This window comes from Synechococcus sp. HJ21-Hayes (assembly GCF_024345835.1).
Taxonomy (GTDB): domain Bacteria; phylum Cyanobacteriota; class Cyanobacteriia; order PCC-6307; family Cyanobiaceae; genus Vulcanococcus.
On sequence record NZ_JAGQBW010000002.1, the window covers coordinates 114,572 to 130,320 of the forward strand.

A 15,749-nucleotide genomic window follows, 5' to 3' on the forward strand; every position below is an offset into this window, starting at 1 on the left:
TTATTGTGATGGTGGATGCTGACGCCTTAAACGCTAGGTATAGGGAGGCTAGATTTGGGTTGACGTGCAAGGCATGGCTTTGTATCCCTCTCCCGTGGGTGTGATTGCACTGGCTACCCAGCACGGCAAGGAGCGTGTGATGGCCAAGCCCCTCTGGCATGGTCTTGGCCTCACCGTTCGGCGCGCGGAGCAGGTGGACACCGATCTCTTCGGCAGTTTCAGTGGTGAGCAGCAGCGCCCTGCTGATGCATTAACCACCTGCCGCCTGAAAGCGGAAGCGGGTATCGAGGCCCTCGGTGTGGATCTGGGTATCGCCAGTGAGGGTGCCTTTGGGCCCCACCCCGCCGTACCCCTGCTGCCTGTGGGTCGTGAGTGGATCACCTTTGTGGATCGTCGCCTCAACTTGGTGATCAGCGAACATGCAGTGAGCCGGTCCACCAACTTCAGCTCCTGCTTTGGGGTATCGCCTGCGGCAATCGCCGACTGGCTGCAGCAGGTGGGGTTTCCCTCCCATGCGCTGATGCTGAAATCCCACGATGGGGAGGCTGGGAGAACGGGCCCCTGGCTTGCCAAAGGGGTGCGCTGTGAGCAGCAATTGACAGAGCTGATGGCTGTAGCCGTGCAGGACTCTCCCGTTGGCTTGGCCTGGGTAGAAACTGATATGCGTGCCCACTGCAATCCCACGCGGATGGCCTCAATCAGGCGCCTGACATTTCGGTTGATTCGGCGCCTAGCCAACCCCTGCCCATCCTGTGCAGCCCCGGGCTGGGGGCTGGTGAACACCATGGTGGGGTTGCCCTGCCGCTGGTGTGGCCTGGCTACGGAGTTGGTAAACATTGAGGTGTTCGGCTGTGTCGCGTGTGGGCACACCCGCCAACAGCCGCGCCGTGATGGGCTCACGAGCGCGGATCCCGCGCACTGCCCCTACTGCAACCCCTAATCCCTTCAAGCCCTGATGTAATCCACCACCTGCCGCGAACGCTCTTGCACTGCAGCCACGGCCCGTCGCTCCACGCCGCGGGCTGTATCACGCGTGATCCCCATGGTTCTCGCGACTGCACTGAGGGTCATCGGTTCCGGTTGATTGATGCCATAGCGAAGGCGCAGCAATTGAGCCTCGTGGCCCGGCAATTCCGTGAGGAGTTTCTCGAGGTCTTGATGCAGCAGTGTGCGGATCAGTTGATCACCGGGCTGGGTGGCATTGCAGCTGAGTCGGTCCAGCAAGGTGCTGTCATCGTCCACGGGTAAGCCATCATCGAGGCTCACGGGTTGCTGCGCTCGGAAGAGCAATTCGCGGATGTCCAACGGTTTGAGCCCGGTTTCCTCGGAAAGTTCCTCCAAGCTGGGAGGTCGGCCAAAGCTCTGCCAGAGGGTTTGCTGGGCTCTGCGTAGCTTACTGAGGCTGTCTCCAATGTGAACAGGCAACCGAATCGTGCGGCTTTTATCGGCAATCGCTCTGGTGATACCTTCACGAATCCACCAATAGGCATAGGTGGAGAACTTATATCCCCGTGTGGGATCAAAGCGATCAACAGCTTTGATCAGGCCCATGTTGCCCTCTTGAACGAGATCGTCTAGTTCGAGTTGTTGGCCGAAATACTTACGCGCCACTGTTACCACAAGGCGCAGGTTGGCTGTCACCATCCGTTGCTTCGCCCGTGTGCCCATCCTGATGCGTCGCTTCAGCTGCTGAGGGCTCAAGCCTGCAGCTGTAGCCCAAGCCTCATCGGTGGGGGCAAGGCCACCTGATCGCATGGTGAGTTCTTCGGCGATCTCGTTGAGTTGCCGGAGGGCCTGCACGGCACGCCCGAGGGTGATTTCCTCTTCATGGGTGAGCAGAGGAATCCTGCCGATGGAGTGGAGGTGCAGGCTGATTGCGTCGCAGCTGCCACTGGGGAGCTTCTGTGGCGCAGGCATCGAAGGATGTCTTTCTCAGGTCCAAAACTCTAAAGCCCATGACCATGCAATGGGGGCTGCGATGGAGGCTGAATAGCAAGCCCAATGCGCTTGATCAGACTCCCTGATCAATACTCCGGGCCTAGCAATCAGTCACACTGATGGTGGACACTTCAGGCCTCGAGGTGATCAATCATGTGCGAGGACAGCCGACGAATAGAGGCATTGGCCCGCCGCTCCAGCCCACGGGCCGTGTCCCTTGTGATGCCCATCTGTCGGGCGGTGGCACTCAGGCTCAAGGGTTCCCCTGCTGCGATTCCGTAGCGCAAGCGCAGCAGCTCGGCCTCCTGTTCGGGGAGTTCATCGAGCAGCTGTTGGATGTCTTCTTGCATGAGGCTGACGTCCACTTGCTCCTGGGGCTGGCTCACCTCGCAGGGCAGGCTATCGAGCAGGCTCAGTTCTGCATTGGCGGTTTGGCGGCCATCCAGGCTGAGGGGTTCCTGAGCCCTGAACAGCACTTCGCGGATGTCGAGGGGTTTGAGGCCGGTGGCAGCGGCCAGCTCGTCCAGGGTTGGGTCGCGCCGCAGCTGCTGACTGAGGGATTGCTGAATCTGGCGCAACCGATGCAATTGGTCCACCATCGTGGAGGGCAGCCGGATGGTGCGCCCTTTGGCCACAAGGGCACTGCCGATGCCATCCCGGATCCACCAGGTGGCGTAGGTGGAAAATCGGTAGCCGCGGCTGGGGTCAAAGCGCTCCAGGGCGCGGATCAGGCCAATCGTTCCCTCCTGGATCAGGTCTTCAAGGTCGCCACGGGAACGCTGGTAGCGGCGGGCCATGCTGATCACCAGGCGGATGTTGGCGAGCACCATTCGGCTTCGGGCCTGATCGGCCTGCCGCAGGCAGCGCTGCAACTGGCGCACTTCCATGCCAGCTTCCTGAGACCAGGCTTCAAGGCTGGGGGATACGCCACCGGCCCGCAACTTCATTTCCTGGGCCACGTCGGTGGCTCGGCAGCCACTTTGAACGAGTCGGGCAAGGCTGATTTCTTCCTCAGCGCTGAGCAGCGGGATGCGGCCGATCGCACGCATGTGCTGACTGAGTGCGTCGCAGTCGCCCTTGGGGCGCTTCTGTGGCGCAGGCATCGGTGGGGCGTCTGCAGGTGGGGTTGGCAAACGGTAGTGATTGTTGCGGGGGGTTGGGTATTGGGGGCACTGCCCATCCACCAGAATCTTCAATAGCCGTGATCAGGGAAGCTCATTGCTGCCTGGAGTCTTAGAGACCTAGCACACTTATTGCTCCGGTTGCGGTAAGCCAGCCTGCTGATCCTGCCTGGCTTGCTTGACCAGCCAATAGGCCGCAGCGAGACCTATCACAATCACCCCGAATCCCGCCATCAGCTGGGGCTTGCTTTCCGTTCCCGGCGGAAGCACGATCACTTTTCTGGCTACGGCAGTCATAGCCGTGAGCAACACCAGTTCGATCTGCACCACCTGGTCGCGAAGATAAGCCGTGACGTTCTGCAGAACTTCCAAGGCAATGAAGACAAGCAGAAGCCTATCGAGCAATTTGATTAAGCCACCGTCAAACCAATCGGTTTGAAACTGGGCAACCTTGATGACTGATTCAATCACCAACTCAAAGACGGCAATGCCGACTACGGCCGCCAGAAGTAGAGCGAGAATCTTCGCGAGTTGCCGCTCATAGCTGTGAACTCCGTCAAGAAACCGATCATCACCAAGGAGCTTCATGACTGCGGACGGTGGAACTAGCAAGGAGAATCAGCGAAAGCCCGCCTGTGCATGGATGCACGTGCGGGCTTGGCTAAACAGAAGAGCAAATAGTCGCGGCCAACTGCCTCGGGCTTTCTTGTCGGGATGCTTAAGGCAGTTGGATGGCGAACGACTCAGAACTTGTGATCGCGCAGGGCTTCCACTGGGTAGATGTAGGTGATGATCGAGTAATCGGTGTAATACTTGGCCTCGATCTCGTGAGTGATCTTGTCGGCCAACTCGCGAGTTCCGGTGAGCACCTCGATCTTCACGTTGGAGAGGGTGTGGGACACACTCGGTTCGCCGGTGGATCGTACATTGCGACTGCCTTCCCCGCCAGCTGCATTCACAGTGTAACCGGTGGCACCGGCTTCCTTGATCAGTTTAGTGAGCTTCTTGGAGAGGATTTCCTCCGCAACGATCACCAGCTTCCAGACTTGTTGGCTCATGGTTTTTGTTTCTTGATAACTGTTTTGAGAGATCTCTATCGGCCGAGCATCACTTCAGCAATCCCAATGAAGAGCGGGATGCAGATCGCGATGGCCACTGGGGTTCCGATGGCTGTGGAGGCGCCGATGTATGCCGAGGGATTCGCCGATGGAATGCCAGCGCGAAGGGTGGGTGGGCCAGAGATGTCGGAGCTCGATGCCGCAATCACTGCCAGCACCACAGAGCCGCCAATGCTGAAGCCGGTGAGCTTGTGCAGGATCAAGCCAACACCAAAACCCAGGAAGCCATGCACGATCGGCGCAATGAAGGCATAGATGGCAAACCACTGGGCCACTTTGCGCAACTCATTCATGCGCTGGGCAGCCTCCATCCCCATGATGATCATGAGAACGGCGAGGAAGCCGCGGAACAGTGGGTTGAAGAAGCTCTCATACACAGGTTCCGGCTTGGTGAGGATGCCAAGGGCTACGCCCAGGAGCATCGCCGTCACGGCCGAGCTCTGCAGGCTTTCCTTGATGATCGGCCAGATCTCAACTTTTTCGGATGTGTTGCCGGTCTTCTTGCCGATGTACAGGCTGGCCATCACGATCGCAGCCACCAGGGCCGGGATGTCCATGAACGGATAGAGGGCAGCAGTCCAGGCTTCATAGGGAACCTTGGCGGAATCCAGCTGGGGCAGGACTGCCGCCAGAGTGGAGCCACTCACCGCACCGAACAGACCCCCCGTAGCCACGGCATCGGGCACCTTGATGCCAGGTAGTTTCCCGAGGGTATAACGGCTGATCAACACAATCACGATGCCAATCCCCACGGCTCCGAGAGCAGGGAGAATGATTTCGGAGAAGTTCGAATTGCGAATGGCGATGCCGCCAGTCAATCCAATCTTCATCAGCAGGAAAAAGCTGATGAACTTGTAGATCGAGTCGGGAATAGCCAGTTGGCTACCAAGTGCGGCGACGACGATCCCGCCGATCAGAAAGCCCAAGGTAGGCGATTGAAGTTGCTCTATAAAGAGCGGCAAAAAATCCGTCATGTTAGGTCCGCTTTTGGTGCCCGGAAATCAAGTCACTGAAGGCTAGGGATCCCGACGCGAAGTTGGGTTTGGTTCCGCGGTACGGGTGATTGGTCTGAGCCACCCAGGGGTGACTTGACGCGAAAGATAGGCATCGCCATCCCCGGTTGGGGCGTGTGCTCGGAATTCGTGCTGCTGGCGGGCGCTGATTTGTGCCACGCCTCGTCCAATAGCCGGAAGGCCTGTCGCAACAAGCGATGACCTGGATTTGTGGCCTGCTCCGCCCCAACAGCCAGTGCGCCGTCCCTATAACCCCCCCACTACGCCCGTTCCATATGTTTCCGATCTCTCCGGTGTTGCTGGAGATCAGCTCTCACCAGCTCGAGGTGGCGGAAACCCTCATTCAGGTGGGGCGTTTTGTGGTGATTTTTATCGCCGCCCGGGCCATTGCCGAAGTGATGGTGCGCCTGCAGCTGCCCACCATCCTTGGCGAGCTCGTTGCCGGGGTGCTGATCGGTATCTCAGGCCTGCACCTCATTGTGCCGCCAGACACCCAAGCCCAGATCAGCCAAACAGTTCTGTCCCTACTCGGTTCCTTAGCGGAGATCAGCCCTACTGCGGTGGGCGAGATCTACAACCACACCTTCCCCAGCCTGCAGGCGGTGTCCCAGTTGGGGCTCTTCGCCCTGTTGTTTCTCACGGGTCTGGAGAGCGAGCTCGATGAGCTGGTGGCCGTGGGCGTTCAGGCCACCACGGTTGCCGTGGCTGGTGTGGTTCTGCCCTTTGCCCTGGGTACGGCAGGCCTCTACTTTCTCTTTCACGTGCCACTGATTCCGGCCGTGTTTGCTGGGGCCGCCATGACGGCCACCTCGATCGGCATCACCGCCAGCGTGTTTGGCGAGCTCAAGTGGCTCAAGCGCAAGGAAGGCCAGATCGTGATCGGCGCCGCCGTGCTTGACGACATCATTGGGATCGTGATCCTGGCGGTGGTGGTGGCCATCGTGGGTGGTGGTGCCTTCAGCCTCGGCCCGGTATTGAAGTTGTGTCTGGCGGCGGTGGCGTTTGTGGCGGTGGCCCTAGTGCTCAGCCGCACTGCCGCACCTGCCTTCGATTGGGTAGTGGATCAGCTCAAGGCCCCTGGCGATGTGGCCGTTGCCAGCTTTGTGGTGCTCACCCTCTGCTGCTTTGCCGCCCAGGCCATCGGCCTGGAGGCGGCCCTGGGCGCTTTCGCCGCTGGGTTGATCCTCAGCGCCTCGAAGCACACCCACGACATCGATGCTGCGGTGAAGCCCTTGGTGGCTCTTTTTGCCACCGTGTTCTTCGTGCTGATCGGCACCAGCCTTGACCTTTCGGTGCTCAACCCCTTCGATCCCGCCAATCGGGAGGGCCTGATCGTGGCTGGCTTCCTGCTGGTGGTGGCCATGGCCGGCAAGGTGGCTGCCGGCTGGAGCTACCTCAGCAAAGAACCCACCAACCGCTTGGTGGTGGGGCTGGGCATGATGCCCCGCGGCGAAGTGGGCCTGATTTTTCTGGGTCTCGGTAGCCAGGCAGGCATCCTCACGCCTGCTCTGGAGGCAGCCATTTTGCTGATGGTGATCGGCACCACCTTCCTGGCACCCATCCTGCTGCGGCTCGTGATTCCAGCTACGCCCGAGGGGGGCAATCCAACCCTGGTGGATGTGACGTCCTGACTAAAGCCGCCAACAGCTCTGCATAATCAGCCCACTGCCGCCGCGCCGATGAGCTTTTCGTTCAGTGCCCTCGAGATCCTGGTGGGGATCTTGCTGCTCTTTGGCGGGGGCGAGTTGTTTGTCGCCGGATCGGTGGCCCTGTCTCTGCTGCTGGGGATTCCCCAGATCGTGATTGGTCTCACCGTGGTGTCGATGGGCACCAGCGCCCCCGAGCTGTTCGTGAGCCTGCTCTCCACCATCCAAGGCGGCAGCGGCGATGCCATTGCCGTGAGCAACGTGGTGGGCTCCAACATCTTCAATGTGTTGGTGGTGCTCGGCGCCAGTGCGCTGGTGATGCCCCTGCGGGTCAAGAGCCGCCTGGTGAAGCGCGATGTGCCCCTGCTCCTGGGCGTGTCCATGGCCACCTGGGGCATGGCCTCCGGTGGCCGGCTCACCTGGGTGGCGGGCTTGGCCCTGATCACCGGCACGGTGATCAATCTCCTCTGGGAGGTGCGGAGCGCCAAGGAGGAGCCAGCCGAAGCCGCAGACGATCTCGATACCGAAGGGGCTGCACCACCACCCGTGGCTGCCGCCAAGCTCGCTGCAGGTTTGGGATTGCTGGTGCTCGGCTCCCAGTTGTTGGTGAAGGGTGCCACCGCCGCTGCCCTAGGCCTGGGCGTGAGCGAAACCGTGATTGGCCTCACCATCGTGGCCGCTGGCACCTCGATGCCGGAGCTCGTTACCTCCCTGGTGGCGGCCTACCGGGGTAAGGCCGATCTGGCCATTGGCAACGTGGTGGGCAGCAACCTGCTCAACCAGCTGGTGATCCTGGGCCTCTGCGGGTTGGTGTCCGGCGGCCGCGGACTTGGGGTGGACCCTGTGATGATCAGCCGCGATTTCCCGATCATGGTGGCCACCACCCTGGCCTGTTTGCCGATTTTCTGGAGCGGTGGCGTGATCACCCGCCTGGAGGGCGGCATCTTGGTGGCCCTCTACGGCCTCTATCTGGTGGAGCAGATCCTCAGCAATTCGGTGCCGGCGGCGGCCGATGAATTCCGCCTGGTGGTGCTGGTGGCTGTGTTGCCGCTCCTGCTGGTGTTTCTCGCCTGGGGATCCCTGCGCTGGCGTCAGTTGCGCCGGGGGGCCACGGCTCAGTCATGATCCGCTCTGCGGCGCTCATGATCCCTCTCCTTGGCTGACCAGAGTCTTCTTGCCCTGGGGCTCACCTGTCTGGCTGGTCTGTCCACGGGGATTGGCAGCCTGATTGGTCTGAGCTCCCGCCGCTTCAGTTCCCAGTTCCTCACCTTGTCCCTCGGCTTTTCGGCCGGGGCCATGGTGTATGTGTCGCTGGTGGAGATTCTGCCCAAGGCGCGGCTCTCGCTTGAGCCCTTGCTGGGGCTACGCCTGGGCTACGCCTCCACGGTGCTGGCCTTTTTTGCGGGCATTGTGCTGATGGGCCTGGTGGATGCCCTGCTGCCAGCCCATGCACCAGCCGCTGCCTTGCACGATGAGCTGCGACCCAGCAGCGACGATGCCCCCCGGCGCCGCAGGCTCCTGCGCATGGGTGTGTTTTCTGCCTTGGCCATCTGCATCCACAACTTTCCCGAGGGGTTGGCCACCTTCCTCGGCGCCCTATCCAACCCCAAGCTGGGGATGAGCATCGCGGTAGCCATTGCGATCCACAACATCCCGGAGGGCCTGGCCGTTTCGGCACCCGTGTTTTTTGCCACCCGCAGCCGAGCCAAGGCCTTCTGGGTGTCGTTCCTGTCGGGCTTGGCTGAACCGGTGGGGGGGCTGGCCGGTTACTTCATGTTCCGCTCGTTCCCGAATCCGCTGGCCTTCGGGTTGGTGTTCGCTGCTGTGGCGGGAGTGATGGTCTACGTGTCCTTGGATGAACTGCTGCCGGCCGCCAAGGATTACGGCGAGCATCGCCTCGCTATTGGCAGCTTGATGGCGGGCATGGCCGTGATGGCGCTCAGCCTTGTGGCGCTGGCCTGAACCCTGCCAGGATCGCTTGATTGCCTGCAACCCTGTCCGCCGCGGCTGCGTGAGTCAAGTTCTTCCCCCTGCCTCCGCCGCCTTCCTAGTGGCCCTGGGTGCCGTGCCCGGCGCCTGGCTGCGCTACCGCGTTGTGGATCACTTCGAGCCCATGTTGCCGCGCAAGCACTGGGGCACCTTTGGGGTGAATGTGATCGCCTGCTTTGCCCTGGGTTTGCTGGTGGGGCTGGAAGAGAGCTGTGGCGAGGCAGCCAAGCGCGTGCTGCTGATTCTTGGCACCGGTTTCCTCGGTAGTTTCAGCACCTTCTCCACCTTCATCGCCGAGTTGCATGCCGTGCTCCGGCAACGGCTCTGGCGGGAGGCCCTGGTGTTGGTGCTGGGCTCTGTGGCGGGAGGTCTTCTGGCGATGAAGGCAGGGCTGACTCTGGGAGGTGGGGCATGAGCAGCAACAGGTCAGAGCAAGGTGCCCGAAGCTCCAAGCTGGAGGAGGAACTCAGCCAACTGGGGCTGGTGGCTGCCGGGGCAATCCCAGGGGCTCTGCTGCGCTGGCACTTGGAGCAGGCCGGCGAACAGGTGGTCGGTGGCCTGCCGGGCCTGGTGGGGGCCGACTTCCTGGCCAACATGATCGGCTGCCTGCTGATCGGCATGTTGGTGGCGCAGCCTCCCCGCCGAGCACGCCTCTATCTCTGGGCCGCCATCGGGTTTTGTGGTTCTCTCACCACGTTTTCCTCCTGGATGCTGGAGTTAGCCAGGGCTTTGGATGGCGGACACCCCAGCAAAGCCCTGGCCGTTCTGGTGCTGAGCCTTGTAGGGGGCCTTGTTCTGGTGGTGTTGGGCTATGGCCTGGCTCGCCGCTTCAGGCGTGAGTGAGGCCCAAAAGAACCTCGTGCTCAGCTGCCGTGACTGGGAATAAGCTCCACTGCTGGAATCCGGAACACGGCCAGGCCCGCTTGGCTGGCATCGCGGCAGAGCTCCTCAACGCAGGCAGCTTGGAGGCGTACCGCGCCGGAACAGATCAGCTCCCAGGTGTTGATTTCGAAGTGGGTTTGAAGCCAAGCCAACCCCAGCACAGACGTGGGCACTAGGCGGTAAGAGCTGCCAACTCCTGCCATTGCCAGATCCATGAAAAACCCCCTTGCTGCACCCATTGACGACGCAGCAAGGGGTTTGTGTCGTGGCCGTTGCTACGGAAGCGCCAGGTTCCGGTTGGGATCAGCCCTGGTTCACCTGTTGGGCGGCTTCAGCGGCCCGGTGGTGGTAGGTGTGGCCGCGGTACTGGAGTTCCACTTCCGTGTCGGAGGCAGCGGCTTCGTGGCGCAGGGGCGCATTGAAGTGCTGGCCGCGGTAGGTGTGCTCCACCGGTTGGCTGGTGAGCTGTTCGTGCTGGGCGGTGTCGTAGGCGACGCCGCGGTATTGGAGTTTGGTCATGGTCTTCGGGCCTCGAAGGATTGGATGGGATGTCCGCTTCGTGGGAAGGAGCGTTGCTTCGCCTTGCGGTGGGCTACTTCCGGTGAACCAGGGCCCGCAGGCGGCTCACCCAACGTTTTGTCCTTCAATGCATTTCTAACGCGTCAAGGATGTTCGTGCTGAACAGTTCGTCCATTTCTTCATCCCGTGCTCGTTGTTCTTGTGCGGGCATGAACGTTCTTGGCTCGAAAGCCTTTCTCTGTGATGGCGGCCCTGTGGTGCGGATTGCAGGTTTTGTATCCGATCGAACGGAACTGTGCACCGCTTTGGCGAATGATTCGCCTCCAATGGCGTTAGATCCGCCATCCCCCCACAGCCATTTCCCTTCATGACTGTTGCCTCGCCTGCCCCGCGGCGCCGCCAGCCGCGGAGTTTGCAGGAAGCGAGCCTGTTGGATGCCCCCGAACTGCTGCTTCGCAAGATTCGGGGGTTGTCCTCCAGCCGCACGCTCACCTGGCTGGCCTGCATTCCCATCGCCCTACTGGGCCTGGGTCTGTTCAACCTGTCGGCCCATGCCGCTGAGCTGCCCGAGCTCACACCGGCCTTCCTGGCCAACAACATGTTCCTGTTGATCTGCGCCGCTCTGGTGATCTTCATGAACGCCGGCTTCGCCATGGTGGAAGCCGGGATGTGCCGCCAGAAGAATGCCGTTAACATCCTTGCCAAAAACCTGATCGTCTTCGCCCTAGCGGTGACGGCCTACTGGTTCATTGGCTACAAGGTGATGTACAACGCCGATTGGATCATCCCCGGCTGGTTCAAGTTTGGTGGCCTGTTCTTCGATCCCACCGTCACTCCGGAGATGGTGACTGAGGGTAAGCTGGTACCCAGCGTTGATTTCCTCTTTCAGGCTGCCTTTGCTGGCACCGCCGCCACGATCGTTTCCGGCTTGGTGGCTGAGCGCATCAAGTTTGGCGAGTTCGTGATCTTCTCGCTGGTGCTGGTGGGCATTCTCTATCCCATCTCAGGATCCTGGCAGTGGAACGTGGGTGAGGGCTGGCTCAACAAGCTGGGCTTCATCGATTTCGCCGGCTCCACCGTGGTGCACTCCTTCGGTGCCTGGGCTGGCTTGATTGGGGCCATCCTGCTTGGACCTCGCATCGGCAAGTTCAGCGATGGCAAGCCCCAGGCCATCCCCGGCCACAACCTGGCGATCGCCACCCTGGGTTGCCTGATCCTCTGGCTCGGTTGGTATGGATTCAACCCCGGCTCCTGGCTGTCCATGGCGCCGGAAGTTCCTTACATCGCCGTAACCACCACCCTCGGTGCCGCCGGTGGCGGCATTTCCGCCACCCTGCTCAGCCAGTTCACTGGTGGCAAGCCGGATCTCACCATGACCATCAACGGCATCCTGGCCGGTTTGGTGGGTGTTACTGCGGGCTGCGACGGCTTCTCGATGCCTGCTGCCTGGGTTGTTGGTTTCATCGCCGGCATCCTGGTGGTGTTCTCAGTGGCCTTCATCGACGGCCTCAAGATCGACGATCCTGTGGGTGCGTTCTCCGTGCACGGCACCTGCGGCATCTGGGCAACCCTGGCCGTGGGGCTGTTCAACACCGATAAGGGTCTGCTCACCGGCCATGGCTTCAGCCAGCTCGGTATCCAGATCGTGGGTGTGCTGGCCTTCGCGATCTTCGCGATCGTTTCCTCCTGGATCGTCTGGTCGATCATCGGAGCGATCTTTGGTGGCATCCGCGTCACCGAGAAGGAAGAGATCGAAGGTCTCGATATCGGCGAGCACGGCATGGAGGCCTATCCCGATTTCGCCTCTGCCAAATAGGCCATTGGCCCCAGGCTCCAAGCGCCCGCCAGAGGCGGGCGCTTTTTGTTTGCTTTGAACAGTTGGATGCGTCCTGCTTCGGCAGGATTTCTAATTCAAGGGTGATCGTTCGATGTCCTGCCCCCACTGTGGTGAGCACCTGATTACCAAGGTGGAAGGCACCCTCTGCTGCTGCCAGTGTGGCCGGCCGAGGATCGATCTGCATTCCCCCCAGCGGTGGGCCAACCCCCTGAGCTCCTGGTCTGTGCTGGTGGGAACGCTCCTGGTGTTGCCCTTGGCCCTTGGCATGGCAGCCACGGATGCTCTCCGCCACGGCGGTGCCCATGGCCAAAGCCAGGCCGCCGCTCAGATCGCAACACGGGCCCAAGCCCGCTGACACGCCAGCAACGGTCTGGCAGCCTGGGTTTGGCTCCACCTGTTGATTGCGTTGGCCTGTCCCTTCTGTGGTGCCCGCCTGGTTTCCAAAACTGCAGATCACCCGCCGCGGCTGATCTGCAGCACCTGTGGCCGCATCCTGCCCCAAGCCCCCACTCCCACAGTCCTGGGGTGGCTGGATCGGCACTGGGGAGGATTACTGGTGCTGGTGCCTCTGCTTGTGATGCCGTTCAGCGTGCTCGTGGTAGCGCCGTTCCTGGAGGGTGCCGTTGAGCGTCGCCAGCCACGGCTGGAGAAGCGTGTTGAGCCCCGGCACGGGAAACACCAGCAACCCCATCAGCCAGCCAGTGCTGTGAGATCTCCAGCGCACCGGAGGCTGAGGGAGATGCCGTAGTTCAGCCCCAGCCTCCAGTCTCCTACGCGTCGGCGCTGGCCTTGCGGCGCCAGAGACGCCAGAGCTTCTCCACTTCCAGATAGAGGAAGAACAGCAGGCTGAAGCCCACACAGATCAGCAGGTCATGGCCACTCAGGGGGGTGGTGCCGAAGAACCGTGCCAGCGATGGCACATAGAGAAGCAGCAGTTGCAGGCCTGTGGTGAGGGCCACCGCCCAGAGCAACCAGGGATTGGAGAAGGGTGCCACCTGGATCAGCGGCAGGTCACTGCGGGCCGAGAGGGCATGGCCCATCTGGGCCAGGCAAAGGGTGGTGAACACCATGGTTTGCCAGGGGGCCTCCTGCCGGGAGGCATACAGCATCAGGGCGATCACGATCACGGCAAACACCACGCCAACCCTGAGGATGTAGCTGCCGATGCCGCGGGCAAAGATCGATTCACCGGGCTCAGCGGGAGCGCGTTGCATCAAGCCCTCCTCTCCCGGTTCCAGCGCCAGGGCGAGGGCTGGAACGCCGTCTGTCACCAGATTCATCCAGAGGATCTGCAGGGGCGTGAGCGGAACCCCGAGCAGCCCCACGAGCGGGGCGGCGGCGATTGTGATCAGCTCGCCCACATTGCTGCCCAGGATGTATTTCACGAAGCGGCGGATGTTGGCGTACACGAGCCGCCCTTCCTCCACCGCATTCACGATGGTGGCGAAGTTGTCGTCGAGCAGCACCATATCGGCGGCCTCCTTGCTCACCTCCGTGCCGGTGATGCCCATGGCCACACCGATGTGGGCCTGTTTCAGGGCCGGGGCGTCATTGACGCCGTCGCCGGTCATGGCCACCACCTGGCCGTTGGCCTGAAGGGCCTTCACGATCCGGAGCTTCTGCTCGGGAGGAACCCGGGCATAGACGCTGCAACGGGCCACCACATCCCGCAGTTGGGCGTCGTCGCAGGCTTCCAGTTCCCGGCCGAGCACCACTTCGCTGTCGGCGCTGCTCAGGCCGATGGCCGCTCCAATGGCCCTGGCGGTGAGGGGGTGATCGCCGGTGATCATCACCGGCCGGATGCCCGCCTCGCGGCAGGTGGCCACGGCCTCACCCACTTCCGGTCGTGCTGGATCCAACTGGGCCATCAGGCCCAGCAGCACCTGGCCATCGAGCTCATGCTCCGGGCTCTGGTGATGGGGAGCACAGGCGAAGCCCAGCACCCGCAGGCCGGAGGCCGCGAGCTCCCGGGCCTGGTCCAGCCACCACTGGCGCTGCTCGTCGCTGAGCGGCACCACGCCGGAGCCATCGATCCAGCGATCGGAGTGCCCAATGATCACCTCAGGGGCGCCTTTGCTGATCAGCAATCGCGAAGAGCCGCTGGCAGTGCCACCGAGAGGCGCTTGTAGCTGGCCACTGGGATCATCAACCCACACGGCCATCAATTGGCGTTCAGAGCTGAAGGGGATTTCGGCTGAGCGGCGGTAGTGGCTGCGCAGCTCAAAGCCATCGATTCCGCCTTTTGCCGCCACCACCACCAGGGCTCCTTCGGTGGGGTCCCCCAAGATGTCCCAACGGCCATCCGCGTCCCGCTTGAGCTCGGCATCGCTGCAAAGCACACCGGCCTGGAGCAGCAGTTGGCTGGCGCCTGCCGGGCTGCCGGGGGTCACGCCCACCGGCGGCACCAGGGCGGTTGTGGTCATGGTTCCCACCGGTTCGTAGCCCTGCCCGGCCACCACCACCGATTCAGAGCCCACCCGCAGTTCCTGCACCACCTGGCGGTTCTGGGTGAGGGTGCCGGTTTTGTCGGAGCAGATCACCGTTACCGAGCCCAGCCCCTCCACGGCCGGCAGACGGCGGATCAACGCGGCCCGCCGCACCATCCGTTGGGTGCCGATGGCCAGGGTCACGGTGATCACCGCGGGTAGACCCTCAGGAACGATGGCCACCGCCATCGACAGGGACACCTCGAGCAGATTGAGCAGGGGCTGGCCGAGCAACCAGCCCAGCAGCACCACAACAGCCACCAACACCAGGGCACTACCCACCAGCACCTTGGCGAGGCCATCGAGCCGTTCCTGAAGTGGGGTGCTCTCGCCGCCTGCGGTGTTGATCAGTTCGGCGATTTGTCCCAGTTCGGTGTCCATGCCCGTGGCGGTTACCACCGCCAGGCCACGGCCCCGCACCACCTCCGTGCCCTGGAACAGGCAGTTCTGGCGCTCCAGAACAGGGGTTTCTGCTTCCAGCACCAGGCTGGCCTGTTTGAACACCGCTTCGGCTTCGCCGGTGAGGGCCGCTTCACGCACCCCCAGGTCGGCCACCTCCAGCAGGCGTGCATCGGCGGGAACCCGGTCGCCGGCCTCGAGGCGAATCACATCGCCGGGAACCAGCAGATCGCTGGAGAGTCGATCCCAGGTGCCATCCCGGCGGGCTTGCACCATGGGTTGGGCCATATCCCGCAGGGCAAGCAGCGCCTGTTGGGCCTTGCTCTCCTGCAAGTAACCCAGTAGGCCATTGAGCACCACGATCACGAGGATCGCAATGGCATCCTTCGGAAACTCTTGCTGATGCAGCGACACGGCCGCTGACACGGCCGCCACCGCCAGCAACATGATCAGCATCACATTGCTGAATTGATCCCAGAGGATCTGCAAGCTGCTCCGGCCAGTCGCCAGTTCCAGCCGGTTGGGGCCGCAGTCCGCCAGCCTGCGGGCGGATTCGGCCGTGCTGAGGCCCTTGCCACTGGCCTGCAACCGCTCCAGGCAGCCTTCGCCAGTGAGGGCATGCCAGGCGGTTGGAGTTGGACGGGTCAATCGTGGAAGGAGCCCCGAGCCCCACATGCTGTCGAATCGACCATAGGGCGAGCGAATTCAGGGCTGGTCAGCCGCCAGCGGCGAGACCCAAGGGCTATGGAGTTGATTTGAGCTCATTCCCTGGGGAAAATCGTTGCGACGGATACAGGGCGG

17 protein-coding genes are annotated in these 15,749 nt (G+C 62.2%); 8 read left to right on the forward strand and 9 right to left on the reverse strand.

Annotation, left to right across the window (positions count from 1 at the left end):
* The first annotated feature begins 73 nt into the window (after positions 1–73).
* A complete protein-coding gene (locus tag KBZ14_RS02520; protein ID WP_255116726.1) occupies positions 74–940 on the forward strand; it encodes a DUF6671 family protein in 867 nt (288 codons plus the stop codon).
* A gap of 5 nt (positions 941–945) precedes the next feature.
* On the opposite strand, the gene KBZ14_RS02525 is transcribed toward KBZ14_RS02520, so the two are convergent.
* The 5 genes from KBZ14_RS02525 to KBZ14_RS02545 form a co-directional block, all read right to left on the reverse strand.
* Entirely contained in the window at positions 946–1,917 is a 972-nt protein-coding gene (locus tag KBZ14_RS02525) for a sigma-70 family RNA polymerase sigma factor (protein WP_255116727.1), read from the reverse strand.
* Between the two features lie 152 nt (positions 1,918–2,069).
* Positions 2,070–3,041: a sigma-70 family RNA polymerase sigma factor gene (locus KBZ14_RS02530; RefSeq protein WP_255116728.1), complete on the reverse strand. Its 972-nt coding sequence runs from the start codon at positions 3,039–3,041 to the stop codon at positions 2,070–2,072.
* Positions 3,042–3,188: 147 nt separating this feature from the next.
* Positions 3,189–3,647 (reverse strand): phosphate-starvation-inducible PsiE family protein, encoded by a 459-nt coding sequence (locus KBZ14_RS02535; protein WP_255116729.1) that lies wholly within the window; start codon positions 3,645–3,647, stop codon positions 3,189–3,191.
* A 155-nt stretch (positions 3,648–3,802) separates the two neighbouring features.
* Positions 3,803–4,117: a P-II family nitrogen regulator gene (locus KBZ14_RS02540; RefSeq protein ID WP_255116730.1), complete on the reverse strand. Its 315-nt coding sequence runs from the start codon at positions 4,115–4,117 to the stop codon at positions 3,803–3,805.
* 35 nt (positions 4,118–4,152) lie between these two features.
* Positions 4,153–5,151: a sodium-dependent bicarbonate transport family permease gene (locus KBZ14_RS02545; RefSeq protein ID WP_255116731.1), complete on the reverse strand. Its 999-nt coding sequence runs from the start codon at positions 5,149–5,151 to the stop codon at positions 4,153–4,155.
* A gap of 314 nt (positions 5,152–5,465) precedes the next feature.
* Between KBZ14_RS02545 and KBZ14_RS02550 the strand changes: the two genes are divergently transcribed.
* From KBZ14_RS02550 to KBZ14_RS02570, 5 genes are read left to right on the forward strand one after another with little or no spacing between them, the layout of a single operon-like run.
* Positions 5,466–6,821 carry a cation:proton antiporter gene (locus KBZ14_RS02550; protein WP_255116732.1) on the forward strand — a complete coding sequence of 452 codons (1,356 nt, stop codon included), beginning with the start codon at positions 5,466–5,468 and terminating at the stop codon, positions 6,819–6,821.
* Between the two features lie 48 nt (positions 6,822–6,869).
* Positions 6,870–7,961: a calcium/sodium antiporter gene (locus KBZ14_RS02555; protein ID WP_255116733.1), complete on the forward strand. Its 1,092-nt coding sequence runs from the start codon at positions 6,870–6,872 to the stop codon at positions 7,959–7,961.
* Between the two features lie 30 nt (positions 7,962–7,991).
* On the forward strand, positions 7,992–8,798 hold the full coding sequence (gene zupT, locus KBZ14_RS02560; protein ID WP_255116734.1) for a zinc transporter ZupT: 807 nt from the start codon (positions 7,992–7,994) through the stop codon (positions 8,796–8,798).
* Between the two features lie 49 nt (positions 8,799–8,847).
* Positions 8,848–9,240, forward strand: a complete 393-nt coding sequence (locus tag KBZ14_RS02565; protein ID WP_255116735.1) for a fluoride efflux transporter FluC — start codon at positions 8,848–8,850, stop codon at positions 9,238–9,240.
* Entirely contained in the window at positions 9,237–9,668 is a 432-nt protein-coding gene (locus KBZ14_RS02570) for a FluC/FEX family fluoride channel (protein ID WP_255116736.1), read from the forward strand. Before KBZ14_RS02565 ends, KBZ14_RS02570 begins: the two co-directional genes overlap by 4 nt.
* A 20-nt stretch (positions 9,669–9,688) precedes the next feature.
* On the opposite strand, the gene KBZ14_RS15975 is transcribed toward KBZ14_RS02570, so the two are convergent.
* Both KBZ14_RS15975 and KBZ14_RS02575 read right to left on the reverse strand, forming a co-directional pair.
* Complete coding sequence (locus tag KBZ14_RS15975; RefSeq protein ID WP_488657333.1) at positions 9,689–9,946, reverse strand: hypothetical protein; 258 nt, start codon at positions 9,944–9,946, stop codon at positions 9,689–9,691.
* A 64-nt stretch (positions 9,947–10,010) separates the two neighbouring features.
* Entirely contained in the window at positions 10,011–10,226 is a 216-nt protein-coding gene (locus KBZ14_RS02575; RefSeq protein ID WP_255116737.1) for a DUF4278 domain-containing protein, read from the reverse strand.
* 367 nt (positions 10,227–10,593) lie between these two features.
* Between KBZ14_RS02575 and KBZ14_RS02580 the strand changes: the two genes are divergently transcribed.
* Both KBZ14_RS02580 and KBZ14_RS02585 read left to right on the forward strand, forming a co-directional pair.
* Positions 10,594–12,042: an ammonium transporter gene (locus KBZ14_RS02580; RefSeq protein ID WP_255116738.1), complete on the forward strand. Its 1,449-nt coding sequence runs from the start codon at positions 10,594–10,596 to the stop codon at positions 12,040–12,042.
* 112 nt (positions 12,043–12,154) lie between these two features.
* Entirely contained in the window at positions 12,155–12,418 is a 264-nt protein-coding gene (locus KBZ14_RS02585) for a hypothetical protein (protein ID WP_255116739.1), read from the forward strand.
* 195 nt (positions 12,419–12,613) lie between these two features.
* On the opposite strand, the gene KBZ14_RS02590 is transcribed toward KBZ14_RS02585, so the two are convergent.
* Together KBZ14_RS02590 and KBZ14_RS02595 are read right to left on the reverse strand one after the other, a co-directional pair.
* Complete coding sequence (locus tag KBZ14_RS02590; RefSeq protein WP_255116740.1) at positions 12,614–12,787, reverse strand: hypothetical protein; 174 nt, start codon at positions 12,785–12,787, stop codon at positions 12,614–12,616.
* A gap of 46 nt (positions 12,788–12,833) precedes the next feature.
* A complete protein-coding gene (locus KBZ14_RS02595; protein WP_255116741.1) occupies positions 12,834–15,623 on the reverse strand; it encodes a cation-translocating P-type ATPase in 2,790 nt (929 codons plus the stop codon).
* Positions 15,624–15,749: the final 126 nt, after the last annotated feature.

Coding starts and splice junctions, on each gene's coding strand:
- KBZ14_RS02575 (WP_255116737.1), bottom strand. CDS start 10,226: ATGACCAAACTCCAATACCGCGGCGTCGCCTACGACACCGCCCAGCAC.
- KBZ14_RS02585 (WP_255116739.1), top strand. CDS start 12,155: ATGTCCTGCCCCCACTGTGGTGAGCACCTGATTACCAAGGTGGAAGGC.
- KBZ14_RS02520 (WP_255116726.1), top strand. CDS start 74: ATGGCTTTGTATCCCTCTCCCGTGGGTGTGATTGCACTGGCTACCCAG.
- KBZ14_RS02530 (WP_255116728.1), bottom strand. CDS start 3,041: ATGCCTGCGCCACAGAAGCGCCCCAAGGGCGACTGCGACGCACTCAGT.
- KBZ14_RS02595 (WP_255116741.1), bottom strand. CDS start 15,623: ATGTGGGGCTCGGGGCTCCTTCCACGATTGACCCGTCCAACTCCAACC.
- KBZ14_RS02535 (WP_255116729.1), bottom strand. CDS start 3,647: ATGAAGCTCCTTGGTGATGATCGGTTTCTTGACGGAGTTCACAGCTAT.
- KBZ14_RS02555 (WP_255116733.1), top strand. CDS start 6,870: ATGAGCTTTTCGTTCAGTGCCCTCGAGATCCTGGTGGGGATCTTGCTG.
- KBZ14_RS02545 (WP_255116731.1), bottom strand. CDS start 5,151: ATGACGGATTTTTTGCCGCTCTTTATAGAGCAACTTCAATCGCCTACC.
- KBZ14_RS02570 (WP_255116736.1), top strand. CDS start 9,237: ATGAGCAGCAACAGGTCAGAGCAAGGTGCCCGAAGCTCCAAGCTGGAG.
- KBZ14_RS15975 (WP_488657333.1), bottom strand. CDS start 9,946: ATGGGTGCAGCAAGGGGGTTTTTCATGGATCTGGCAATGGCAGGAGTT.
- KBZ14_RS02525 (WP_255116727.1), bottom strand. CDS start 1,917: ATGCCTGCGCCACAGAAGCTCCCCAGTGGCAGCTGCGACGCAATCAGC.
- KBZ14_RS02580 (WP_255116738.1), top strand. CDS start 10,594: ATGACTGTTGCCTCGCCTGCCCCGCGGCGCCGCCAGCCGCGGAGTTTG.
- KBZ14_RS02550 (WP_255116732.1), top strand. CDS start 5,466: ATGTTTCCGATCTCTCCGGTGTTGCTGGAGATCAGCTCTCACCAGCTC.
- KBZ14_RS02540 (WP_255116730.1), bottom strand. CDS start 4,117: ATGAGCCAACAAGTCTGGAAGCTGGTGATCGTTGCGGAGGAAATCCTC.